11 protein-coding genes are annotated in these 12,275 nt (G+C 45.1%); 6 read left to right on the top strand and 5 right to left on the bottom strand.

Annotation, left to right across the window (positions count from 1 at the left end; genetic code table 11):
• Positions 1-23 precede the first annotated feature (23 nt).
• The 4 genes from aroQ to B7C60_RS05200 all read right to left on the bottom strand — a co-directional run bounded on the left by aroQ (position 24) and on the right by B7C60_RS05200 (position 5,525).
• Complete coding sequence (gene aroQ, locus B7C60_RS05215; RefSeq protein WP_099610743.1) at positions 24-473, bottom strand: type II 3-dehydroquinate dehydratase; 450 nt, start codon at positions 471-473, stop codon at positions 24-26.
• A 442-nt stretch (positions 474-915) separates the two neighbouring features.
• Positions 916-2,862, bottom strand: coding sequence for an acetate--CoA ligase (gene acs / locus B7C60_RS05210; RefSeq protein ID WP_099610742.1), 1,947 nt, complete (start codon positions 2,860-2,862; stop codon positions 916-918).
• A gap of 194 nt (positions 2,863-3,056) precedes the next feature.
• Positions 3,057-3,695 carry a 3'-5' exonuclease gene (locus tag B7C60_RS05205; RefSeq protein WP_099610741.1) on the bottom strand — a complete coding sequence of 213 codons (639 nt, stop codon included), beginning with the start codon at positions 3,693-3,695 and terminating at the stop codon, positions 3,057-3,059.
• Between the two features lie 6 nt (positions 3,696-3,701).
• Complete coding sequence (locus B7C60_RS05200; RefSeq protein WP_099610740.1) at positions 3,702-5,525, bottom strand: DUF294 nucleotidyltransferase-like domain-containing protein; 1,824 nt, start codon at positions 5,523-5,525, stop codon at positions 3,702-3,704.
• Positions 5,526-5,932: 407 nt separating this feature from the next.
• Between B7C60_RS05200 and B7C60_RS05195 the strand changes: the two genes are divergently transcribed.
• On the top strand, positions 5,933-7,123 hold the full coding sequence (locus B7C60_RS05195) for a 3-phenylpropionate MFS transporter (protein WP_099610739.1): 1,191 nt from the start codon (positions 5,933-5,935) through the stop codon (positions 7,121-7,123).
• Between the two features lie 125 nt (positions 7,124-7,248).
• Here the strand turns inward: B7C60_RS05195 and agaR are convergent, their stop codons facing one another.
• Positions 7,249-7,905 (bottom strand): transcriptional repressor AgaR, encoded by a 657-nt coding sequence (agaR, locus tag B7C60_RS05190; RefSeq protein WP_245868594.1) that lies wholly within the window; start codon positions 7,903-7,905, stop codon positions 7,249-7,251.
• A 20-nt stretch (positions 7,906-7,925) separates the two neighbouring features.
• Here agaR and B7C60_RS05185 point away from each other — a divergent pair, with 20 nt between their 5' ends.
• From B7C60_RS05185 to agaE, 5 genes are all read left to right on the top strand, one after another.
• Complete coding sequence (locus B7C60_RS05185) at positions 7,926-9,053, top strand: D-tagatose-bisphosphate aldolase, class II, non-catalytic subunit (protein ID WP_099610737.1); 1,128 nt, start codon at positions 7,926-7,928, stop codon at positions 9,051-9,053.
• 12 nt (positions 9,054-9,065) lie between these two features.
• Positions 9,066-10,223, top strand: a complete 1,158-nt coding sequence (locus B7C60_RS05180; protein WP_099610736.1) for an SIS domain-containing protein — start codon at positions 9,066-9,068, stop codon at positions 10,221-10,223.
• 13 nt (positions 10,224-10,236) lie between these two features.
• Positions 10,237-10,710, top strand: coding sequence for a PTS N-acetylgalactosamine transporter subunit IIB (agaV, locus tag B7C60_RS05175; protein WP_099610735.1), 474 nt, complete (start codon positions 10,237-10,239; stop codon positions 10,708-10,710).
• Positions 10,711-10,729: 19 nt separating this feature from the next.
• Entirely contained in the window at positions 10,730-11,509 is a 780-nt protein-coding gene (gene agaW / locus B7C60_RS05170) for a PTS N-acetylgalactosamine transporter subunit IIC (protein WP_099610734.1), read from the top strand.
• Positions 11,499-12,275, top strand: a 777-nt coding sequence (gene agaE, locus B7C60_RS05165; protein WP_245868590.1) for a PTS N-acetylgalactosamine transporter subunit IID, incomplete at its 3' end; no start/stop codon positions are given. The genes agaW and agaE, both read left to right, overlap by 11 nt.

Here is a 12,275-nt window from a genome sequence, read left to right as displayed (position 1 = left end):
TTGGGTTGTAGAGTGTTGGGTTATTACTTGGTTTGCAACGCATTGATTGCTGCAGCCAAAGCAAATTCATAACCTTGTGCGCCTAGGCCACATATCACCCCTTGGGCCTTATCCGATAGATAGGAGTGATGACGAAAAGCTTCTCGTGCGTGTATATTTGACAGATGCACTTCAATAAAGGGGATGGCCACACCAAGCAGCGCATCACGTAGAGCGACACTGGTATGCGTAAATGCGGCTGGATTAATGATGATAAAGTCCACCCGTTGATAGGCTCGGTGGATAGCTTCGATCAATTCATACTCACGGTTAGACTGGAGATGCTCTAATTCCACATTCGCTTGTGCGGCTTGTTCTGTTAGTTTTTCGACGATTTGCGCTAGGTTCTGCGAGCCGTAGTGTTCTGGTTCACGTAGACCGAGTAGGTTTAAGTTTGGACCATTAAGAACAAGAATGCGTAAATTTGTGGACATTGTGTGGCTATCTTCCTCTATTGTGAGATGTAATCCAATAATCCCATATTTTAAATTTTTCGACACATTTTTTTGGTCAAAAGTTCACTGTTTTTATTAAATTGACCATGATTATAGCTAATTCATCGCAAATGGCAGCAATTTACTGGTCTAATGACTCGGTTGGGTGGTTTTTTGAACGAATGTGGTTGGCTGAAGCTGATCGGATCTTAGCTAAAAACGGTGCTAGAAAAGGAGAGGCCTAGAGGAAAGCAGATTCTAGGAAAAGCGAAACCCAGGTTCTAGAACCTAGAACCTAGAACCTAGAACCTAGGACTTAAAACCTAGGACCTAGGACCTAAAACCTAGGACTTAAAACCTAGGACTTAAAACCTAGGACCTAGGACCTAAAACCTAAAACCTAGGACCTAAAACCTAGGACCTAAAACCCTAGCTTACTGTTCTACAGTAGTGCTTTTTCGGCGATCAACTTGTCGACCACACTTGGATCCGCCAGTGTGGAGGTATCGCCCAGGTTACTGGTATCACCTGTGGCGATTTTACGTAAAATACGGCGCATGATTTTGCCTGAACGGGTTTTGGGGAGTGCGTCGGTCCAATGCAGAACATCAGGGGTAGCAATTGGGCCTATCTCTTTTCGTACCCAGTCTTTGACTTCTTTATGTAATTCAGCGCTAGGGTAGACGCCATCATTTAGGGTGATATAGGCATAAATCGCTTGTCCCTTAATATCATGTGGGACACCAACAATGGCGGCTTCGGCAATTTTATCGAATGCAACCAAGGCGGATTCAATTTCCGCTGTGCCCATTCGGTGGCCAGAAACGTTGAGCACATCATCTACGCGTCCAGTTATCCAGTAATAACCATCTTCATCGCGACGTGCGCCATCACCCGTAAAATACATCCCTTTAAAGGTAGAAAAATAGGTTTGTTCGAATCGATCGTGATCACCATAGACGCTGCGCATTTGCCCCGGCCAAGAGTCGAGAATGACTAAGTTTCCTTCTGCTGCGCCGTCAATAATATTACCCATGTTATCCACCAAAGCTGGCTGAACACCAAAGAAAGGTCGAGTTGCTGAACCGGGTTTCAATGCGGTTGCGCCGGGTAACGGGCTGATTAATATGCCTCCAGTCTCTGTTTGCCACCAGGTATCAACAATCGGGGACTTTTGCTCGCCAATCGTTTTGTAATACCACTCCCAAGCTTCTGGATTTATTGGTTCGCCAACCGATCCCATAATGCGTAAGCTGCTGCGATGGGTGTCTTTGATGGCTTCATGACCTTTCGCCATTAAGGCGCGAATCGCTGTTGGTGCAGTATAGAGAATGTTGACTTGATGTTTATCAATGACTTGGCTCATACGGTTGGTATCTGGATAATTTGGCACACCTTCAAATAAAATGGTTTTTGCACCATTGGCGAGTGGGCCGTAAATTAGGTAGCTATGCCCGGTGATCCAACCGACATCTGCAGTACACCAAAACACTTCTTGTGGTTGATAGTCAAACACATATTTAAACGTCATGGTCGCATAAACTAAATAGCCGCCAGTGGTGTGCAATACCCCCTTGGGTTTGCCCGTTGAACCGGAGGTGTAAAGAATAAAGAGTGGATCTTCGGCACGCATTTCTTCTGCTGGACAGTCATCGGAGACATGGGCAATGGCATCATGCCACCACACATCTCGGTGGTTATGCCACTCAACATGGCCGCCTGTTCGTTGCAAGACGATGACCTTGTTAATACTTTTGATTTCAGGATTGGTTAAGGCTTCATCGACGTTTTTTTTGAGCGGAACCGGTCGGCCAGCACGAATGCCTTCGTCGGCGGTAATCACGACAGTCGCATTCGAATCAATAATGCGCCCAGACAAGGCTTCAGGAGAGAATCCACCGAATACTACGGTGTGAACGGCACCAATACGGGTACAAGCCAGCATGGCAACCGCGGCTTCTGGTACCATCGGCATGTAGAGGCAGACGACATCGCCCTTACCAACGCCTTGTTCTTTTAGGGCATTTGAAAAACGACATACTTGCTGATGCAGTTCACGGTAGGTTAATGTCTTATCATCTGCCGGATCATCCCCTTCCCAAATGATCGCGATTTGATCGCCTTTTTCTGCCAAGTGACGATCCAAACAGTTGGTAGAAACGTTCAGAGTACCATCTTCAAACCAGCGTATATCCACATGGCCAGTATCAAATGAGGTGTGCTTGACTTGATGAAAAGGTTTTATCCAATCAACCATTTTACCATGCTCACTCCAAAAGCTTTCTGGATCGTTCACGGACTGTTGATACATGGTTAGGTACGTCTCGTTGTCAGCATGAGTATGGGCTTTAATATGGTCTTTGACCGGATAGATATAGGCATCACTCATTGTTATTCTCCTTGTGAATACGACAAATTTCCATTTCAGTGCCGGTTTTAAACATCACTGAGGAAATTAATGACCCCATTTTTGACTGGAAGCGATAACTTCGAGTGGGCTGGGTCGATACCTATAACTGTTAGCCACAGGCACAATTTCTACAATTAGACTTTAGGATGAAGTATGAGACGTTTGGTATCGAATTAAGCGATGTGTTGATAGGGAGAGCTTAAACGGGGAAGATCGCCGTTGGTTAAACGAACAAATACCAGTGCAGCGGCAATCGCATCTTGTAGAGCATCGTGTTTGTTATGTAAAGGGAGGTCGAGATGATGGCAGATGGCCGCTAAGCTCAGATCAAAATAAGCATTGGGTAATTGCTGCTCTAATTTATCCTGATAAAGTTGGCTAACTTCGATTAATCGGTTGGGTAATGGAAAGCCAAGCTGTTGACGACACGCGCGATCAAGAATCGTTTTATCATAGCGGATGTGATATCCCACTAATGGGCGATTCCCCATAAATTCGATCAGTTGGAGCAAGGCTTCTCGTTCTGTGAGGCCATAAACCAGATCTTGATGGCGCAGGCGATGAATGCGGACTGATTGAGAATCTAAAGATAGTGGTGCTTGCAAGCGGACTTCGAAGGGCTGACTGGTTAAAATACGATTCCCGATGATTTTAGTGGCCGCGATGGTGACAAGTTCTGCTCGTTTAGGATCTAAGCTCGTGGTTTCACAGTCCAGAGAGACCAGCTCTTGTTGTTGACAGGGAGCAAAAAGCGCTTGATATGGCGAGCCCTTTAACTTACGAAACCAATAATATCGCATAAGCCGATTCATCGTTACTTAATCTCTAATTTGGTAATGGTAGCCTAACCATTGTTTAAATTTTTTTACCACATGCAAACTGTGGCGCAGCAGATCACGCTCGGCTCGTTCTAGCTGTTTTAAGTCAAGCTGGTTATGGTTATGTTGATTATCGAGCTGTTGAGCGAGGCGCAGTTTAAAAAATAACTTGAGGGCTTCACTGAGGTTATCTCCCGTTTCTTTTTCTAATATTTGTTGTTTGACCAAGGCTTCGATACGTTGGAAAGTGTTATTACAGGTGATGGCATATTCTAAACTGAGCGCACGAATACCATGGACGATTGGAAAAATGCCGCCTTGTTTAATATCTAACCCAGATTTGCCACTTTTGACCTGCCCAAATAATGTCAGTGGCACCGAGAAGTTAAGTGCGGGGCGGGTAAATTCCGTTAAAATCAATTCTTGATGGGCCATTAATTGGCTGAGGTGTTGTTTGATCGGCGATAATAGCTGTTGATTGCCGGCGACAGCATGAGCATCGGCCATGATGGCGAGCTTCATTACGTGCTCGGGATGCGCGTTTTTCACCCAATCGGTGAGGGTCTTTTTCCATGCTGCTTGCGATTTTACCCATTCGGGATTGTTTACCATCACTTGACCGGGACAAAGTGGATAGCCAAGTTGTAACAAGGTGTGGGTTAACGTCTCTAACACCGGTGAAAATGAATGCCATTCAAAGCCATCTTTGATGATCAAGGCATTATCTTGATCGGTTTTGAGTATTTGTTCCGCACGTCCTTCTGAGCCAAGTACGACAAAGCAGCAGTGATCATGCAGCGCTGGTGGAACCACGAGAGCAAAGGCTTTTTCGATAATTTGTTCATTGACCGCCGCAATCAATTCCATCACAAAACGAGTACGAACCCCGCGGCTGAGTAAGTTGTCCACCAGTTGCCGTTGTTTATTGGCGGCGAGAGCTAATTCATCGATGCTAGAAGCTCTGGCAATCGCGAGTGTTAAGACATGAGAGTGGGTCGAAAAGGTACTTAAGATCTGCAGCATCGATAGCAACCCCACCGCACGATGTCCATCGCAGACCATTAAACGTTTGACCTTATGGCGAGTCATCATCACCATGGCATTAAACAGAAAGTCACCTTGTTCAATATGTAACACGGGAAAGGTGGCTATTTGAGCCACAGGGGTATCAAGCGGATAATGGTCTAGCGCAATCGCGTGCAATAAATTGGTTCTGGTGATAATGGCATAAGGCGGAATATTCTGCTGGGTTAAACGTGGATCATCGGGGGCTAATTCGACAAAAGCGGCATCAATACTCTGCTCTCTCATGAGTTGTGTTACCGCTTGTAAAGAGTCTTCTGGTTTGAGTAATGTTGGGGGAAGATAGAGCGAAGGCTCTATCTTGGTGAGGATAAATTCAGCGATATTTTTTTGTTGCTGGGCAGCTTCAATGAGGGCTTGTCGTTTAGCGAGGTTATTATCGAAGTAAGCCGCAAATTGACCATTTTCTCGATATAAGGTTAAAAATATCGTTTTGGGTAATAGATAGCTCAAGGTATCTTCTAAGGCCACATAATGGTGTTTGGCGTGCGGCTCGAACAGGGCACGTACATCAAACATATCGTCGTTAGCGTAATGGGCATAAATCTCTCGACCATCGGCAGAGCGTTCTTCGACGGTGCCTTTAATCAAAATCCAGAGTTGCTGACACGTTTGGCCACTTTGAATCAAAATATCCCGCTCACGGTAGTAGGCGATATCTAATGAACGGCGGAGCAGTTGTTGCTGAGGTTCCGTGAGTCGATCAAACGGAGGCGAGTGCATATTGAATTTTTCTGGCATGGTTTTCACCGCAACGAGAACACTGGATTAAGTGTGGCTAATTTTTTGTCTCTCGCCAGACGACTTTGGTCTATACCCTTCCTACTTGAAGCGGCAGTGTTTGGCTACGTTCGTTCACCCCCAATCACATAGCTTGCCTATGCTGATGGGGATGATGAGAGCTATCCGTGGCTTTCACCCAAGGCCAGCCTACGGCTATTCAAATTTGTTCCAGACAAATTTGTCACTCACTTGCCACCTCCCTGCAACTGCAAGTTGTTTGGGTATAGTCCTTATCGACTTAGCAGATCAGGGAAATAAGATTTTAAGTGAAAGTTCCCTTTTTAGTTAAAGGGAGTCATTGCATAATAGCGACCTTTGTAAGTACCACTGATGATTCACTGGTTATTGATTTTCTAGGATGTAGTATGTTTAACCCCTCTCCGTTTGGGTGGATATCCCAATATTTTGTTGGTTTCTTTTTTGCGTATGGGGTGTATTTACCATTTTGGGCGCTTTGGTTTGCAGATCAAGGTGTCTCGGCAACTGATATTGGTTTGTTAGTCGGTATCGGTTTTGCGACACGCTGTGTTGCTAATTTAGTGATTACCCCACGCGTTCATAAAGTTGAGCATCTATTACCAGCCTTACGGTGGTTAAGCTTGGCAGCTGTCCTGTTTATTGCTTTCCACTTTTTTACCGGGGGCAGTTTTTGGTTAATGGCATTAGCGACGATCTTGTTTAACCTTTGCTGTGGCCCTGTGGTGCCACTGTCTGACGCGATGGCGAACTACTACGCAAAACACAATTTGTTGGATTATGGACGGACACGTTTATGGGGGTCGGTGGCCTTTATTGCGGGTTCAACAGTCGTTGGTTATCTTGTTGCGTTGTATGGCACTCCGATGATTTTGTATACTGCCTTATTTGGCGTGGCGGTGGCGCTACTGATTAGTTTACGTAACCCAACACCATTGCCAGTCACCGAGAGTGAAGCCTATGCGGTTAGACCGAAACTCTCAGAACTGCTACGTGAATTACCGGTTATTAAGTTTTTAGTGTTGGTGGCATTGATTCAGGGAAGCCATGCTGCTTATTACAGTTTTAGTGCGATTTATTGGAAAGAGGCGGGACACTCTGAGGCGATCATCGGTTACCTGTGGAGCTTGGGGGTGGTTGCTGAAGTGTTAGTCTTTGCCTTGAGTAAACGGATGTTTGCTGGCTGGAGTTTACGTTCACTTTTTATGGTCGCTGCCATTGGGGTGATCATCCGTTGGGGATTGACGGCCTCGACCACGATGATTGTGGCTTTAGTTGCGATTCAATTACTGCATGGCGTCACCTTTGCTATGGCACATATTGCGGCCATTCAATACATTCAGCATGCGCCACAAAATAAAATGGTGGCATTGCAGGCACTTTACAATGCGATTCCTCTTGGTGCGGTGATTGCGGCAATGACAACGCTCAGCGGATGGGGATATGAACATTGGGGTGCGGCTGTTTTCTGGGCGATGGCGTTGATGGGCGTTTTGGCTTTATTTATTAAGGTTGAATTACCACAAGCGCAAACAGATCCGGTGGCTGAGTCAAAGGTAGAGCCAGAAGCGCAACATTGATCTTAATGGATTGAGTTCTGTGTGTTGAATGTTCATGAAAAAGCCTCTCAGTTACGAGAGGTTTTTTGTCTTGATAAGTTACCATCGGCGGTAAGATCAATCAGATTGTGATCGTCGAACGTCGTTCAGTCGTCGACTAAAATTACACTGATCCCTAGACGCTTCAAGCCTTGTAAATATTCCTCGGGAATCCCGTGATCGGTGATCACTTTATCAACTCGTGTGGTTTCTAGAATTTTATGCAGACTGACTTTACCGAATTTTGATGAATCGGTAACAGCAATCACTTCATCGGCAATATCGCACATTTTCCGGTTCAGTCTTGCTTCATTTTCATTATGTGTGGTAATGCCTTTTTCTAGGTTAACCCCATCCACCCCAAGAAATAATTTATTAAAGTGATAGTTCTCTAACACGCCATCATTTTGTTCGCCGTAAAATGACATGGATTTTCGGCGTAACTTTCCGCCAATGACTAACACCTCAACGCCTTCTGCTGGAAAAAGTGCATTGGCAATATTTAAGCCATTCGTTAGAACCACTAAATCATTGGCGTGTCTTAGTGCCTCTGCAATACAGTGGGTTGTGGTGCCCGAGTCAAGGATCAGGGTATCTCCGTCTTCAATCAGACTAACGGCCGCTGCGGCGATTTTTTCCTTCAAGGTTTTATTGAGTTGATTTTTATCTTCAACTGAGTGCTCATATGGCCGAATGTCATTGTCTTGAAGGTAAGCACCACCATAAGCTCTCGTTGCGATTCCTTGCTTTTCCAATGCTGCCAAATCATTTCTTATGGTGACAGTTGAAACACCAAATTGTTGGCTATACAGGGATGCAACCTAATGATTTCTGTGCTTTGGTTGAACGGTTAGCTGAATCGGCTCACTTTCCCATGTCACGTATCGTGTTGGGGGGCGACCATTTAGGCCCCAATCGTTGGCAGCATTTAGATGCAGATACGGCGATGAAATTCGCTGAAGATCAAATTGTGGCTTATGTCTCTGCAGGATTTCAAAAAATTCACTTAGATTGCAGCATGAGCTGTTTGGGTGATGCCGTACCCTTGAGTGATGAAACGGTGGCACAACGTGCAGCGAAACTGGCTCTCGTGGCAGAAAAAACCGCGGGTCGTATTTTTGGCCACTCCACATTAGTCTATGTGATCGGCACCGAAGTTCCTGTTCCTGGTGGCGCAACAGAAACGCTAAGCAGCGTACAAGTCACTCAACCTCAAGCGGCGATTAACACGATCGAAACGCATTATTCTGCCTTTGTTGAGCAAGGGTTAGCAGACATTTGGTCACGCGTTATTGGCCTTGTAGTACAACCTGGTGTTGAGTTTGATCATCAAGGCATTATTGATTATTGCCCAGAGAAAGCACAGGCGCTGAGTAAAGTCGTTGAACGTTATCCTCATTTGGTGTTTGAAGCTCATTCGACCGATTACCAAACCGCACAGGCTTATAAAGCATTAGTTCGCGATCACTTTGCGATTTTAAAAGTTGGGCCCGCGTTAACCTTTGCTTTGCGTGAGGCTTTATTTTCCCTCTCATGCATTGAAGAAGAATTAATTCCAGCGAGACATTGCTCTGGATTGCGACAAGTACTTGAAGGGGCGATGCATGCTGAGCCTAAATATTGGCAGGGGTATTACGAAGGAGACAGCGAAACTCAGCGTTTAGCCCGTAGCTTTAGTTTTTCTGATCGCATTCGCTACTACTGGCCTGATCAAAAGGTCAATGACGGCTTAGCTGTGCTATTACACAACTTACAAGATCATCCTATTCCTCTGCCGTTAATCAGCCAATATTTACCCATTCAGTTTCAAGCGATCCGTGAAGGCCGGCTCACACCGGATCCCAAGGCAATCATTGTTAACAAAATTGGTGAAGTGGTGGCGTTATATGCTGCCGCTTGCCGTGATAAATAGAAGGCTAACCTTATGTATTTAAATATTTCTCAACAACAATTAGCGCATAAAAATGGATTAGCAACCGCTAAAGAAATTACACAACAGCCTGATGCTTGGCAAAGAACGTTACAAGGATTAATGCCTTTGCAAGCGAGCATCAACGATTTTATGAACACCTTTTTTTCTTATCCGAATGGAAGAATTGTGCTCACGGGAGCGGGCAGTTCTGCCTTTGCTGGACGCGCTCTTGCGCCTTATTTATCAGGAAAATTAAAGCGTCGAATTGATGCAATCGCAACCACCGATATTGTGGCTGATCCTGAAGAGTATTTTGCGGAAAACTGTCCCACTTTGCTGATTTCGTTTGCTCGTTCTGGTAATAGCCCAGAAAGCGTTGCTGCGGTTGAGCTTGCCAGCCAAGTGCTTGATACCTGTTATCATTTGGTGATTACGTGTAATGAGCAAGGTAACTTGTATTTACGAGCCAGCGAAGATGTAAGAAGTTTTGCCTTATTAATGCCACCTGAAACGAATGATTTAGGCTTTGCGATGACCAGTAGCCTAACGAGTATGATGGCTGCTTGTTTACATGCCTTGCTTCCCCAGCAGTTTAATGAAGAACGGTTTAACGCGATAGAACAGGCGTGCCGTGCCATTTTGACCGGCCAGTTAGCCAGTATTACCGCATTGGCTCGTTTAGACGCCAATAAAATTATTTACTTAGGCAGTGGCAGCTTGCAAGGGGTCGCGCAAGAAGCGGCATTAAAGTTACTTGAATTAACGGCGGGTAAGCTTTCTGTCACGTTTGACTCCCCGGTAGGTTTTCGTCATGGCCCTAAATCGGTTGTCGATGATGCCAGTATAATCTTTATTTTTATCTCTAATGACCCTTATACCCGCCAATATGATCGTGATCTCTTGAGGGAGTTACGAGCGGAAAATAAAGCTCTGAAAGTGGTGGCGTTAACCACTGAAGTTGATGCCATGATTGCCGAAGGCGATTATTTTCAAATTCCGCATTTTGCCGATGCAGATGATGCGGCACTGGCTTTCCCATTCTTATTGTTTGCCCAGATTTATGCATTTACTCGCTCGTTTGATCTCGAGATTGGCCCAGATAATCCTTGCCCAAGTGGGGAAGTCAATCGTGTGGTACAGGGCGTTAATATTTATCCGTTCAACCGTTAAAAAGGAATAAACAATGCCAAATATCGTATTAAGTCGCATTGATGAACGTTTGGTGCACGGTCAAGTGGGCGTGCAATGGGTTGGGTTTGTCGATGCAAATATCATCGTTGTGGCTAATGATGACGTTGCCGAGGACACCATCCAACAAAATTTAATGGAAATGGTGATTGCCGAAGGCATTGCGATTCGTTTCTGGAGTATTCAAAAAGTCATCGACAATATTCACAAAGCCGCTGATCGCCAGAAAATTTTGTTAGTCGCTAAAACACCGTCTGATTTTTTAAGGATGGTTGAAGGCGGAGTGCCAATTCAAGACATTAATATTGGCAATATGCATTACGTGGATGGAAAAAAACAAATTCATAAAACCGTTTCCGTCAATGCACAAGATATTGAAAGCTTTGAACAATTAAAAAAACATAACGTGAAATGCCGAGTGCAGGGAGTCCCTACCGAATCTGCTACGGATGTTTTTGAATTACTTTAATTAAGAAAGGAACTGAAAGATGGAAATAGGATTCATACAAGCGTTAATGCTGGGAATACTGGCATTTTTCGCTGGATTAGATCTCTTTAACGGTTTAACTCACTTTCATAGACCTGTGGTATTAGGCCCTTTAGTTGGCTTGATTTTGGGCGACTTACCAACGGGGATATTAGTGGGCGGAACATTAGAGCTAGTTTGGATGGGGTTAGCCCCGTTAGCGGGGGCTCAGCCACCCAATATTATTATTGGGACGATTGTTGGGACGACATTTGCTATCAGTTCCGGTGTGCCCGCTGATGTCGCGGTTGGGGTCGCGGTACCTTTTGCGGTTGCCGTACAAATGGGGATTACTTTCTTATTCTCTGTGATGGCACCCATGATGTCTAAATGTGACCAAATGGCAGATAACGCCGACACTAAAGGCATTGAACGCGTCAACTATTTTGCGCTACTGGTATTGGGTACCTTTTATTTCTTATGGGCTTTTCTTCCAATCTATTTGGGTGCAGAACACGCCAAGGTGGCTGTTGAAGCCCTACCTAAAACCTTGATCGACGGTTTAGGGGGTGCGGGTGGCATCATGCCAGCGATTGGTTTTGCGGTTCTGATGAAAATTATGATGAAAAATGCTTACATTCCTTATTTTATTCTTGGATTCGTCGCGGCAGCTTGGCTTGAACTCCCTGTGTTAGCGATTGCCGCTGCAGCACTGGCGATGGCATTGATTGATTTTATGAAAAAAGGAACAGACACCGCTGTTGTTGCGACTAAACAAGAGGAATTTGAAGATGGGATCTAATCACAATATCGATGTCAACCAAACGCCTGACGTCCCACAAGATGAATACAGTGATAAATCGATTGGTACTGAGTTAACCAAATCAGACATTAACCGAATGGCATGGCGTTCACTGCTATTACAAGCTTCATTTAACTTTGAGCGTATGCAAGCTGCGGGATGGCTGTATGGGTTATTACCGGCATTAGAAAAAATTCATACCAATAAAAGTGACCTATCCAAGTCAATGCGTGGGCATATGGGCTTTTTTAATACACACCCATTCTTAGTTACGTTTGTGATGGGCATTATTTTGGCGATGGAGCGTTCAAAGCAGAATGTGAATAGTATCCAAAGCACTAAAATTGCGGTTGGTGCTCCTATGGGAGGAATTGGCGATGCCATGTTCTGGCTCACTTTACTGCCCATTTGTGGCGGGATTGGTGCCGATCTCGCATTGCAAGGCTCGATTCTCGGAGCCGTGGTTTTCTTCTGCTTATTTAACGTGGTCCATTTCGGCCTTCGCTTTGGTTTGGCTCATTATGCTTACCGAATGGGCGTGGCAGCGATACCGATGATTAAAGCCAATACCAAAAAAGTCGGTCATGCGGCTTCCATTGTGGGGATGACGGTCATTGGGGCACTGGTCGCGACGTATGTACGTCTTTCTACTACGCTAGAAATTAATGCCGGTGATGCGGTCGTTAAGTTGCAAGCGGATGTGATTGATAAGCTGATGCCCGCATTCCTTCCATTAGTGTATACCTTGCTAATGTATACCCTAGTT

This window comes from Vibrio fujianensis, assembly GCF_002749895.1.
Taxonomy (GTDB): domain Bacteria; phylum Pseudomonadota; class Gammaproteobacteria; order Enterobacterales; family Vibrionaceae; genus Vibrio; species Vibrio fujianensis.
The sequence above is the reverse complement of the archived record's forward strand: the minus strand, read 5'-3'. Positions and strand labels throughout refer to the sequence as shown.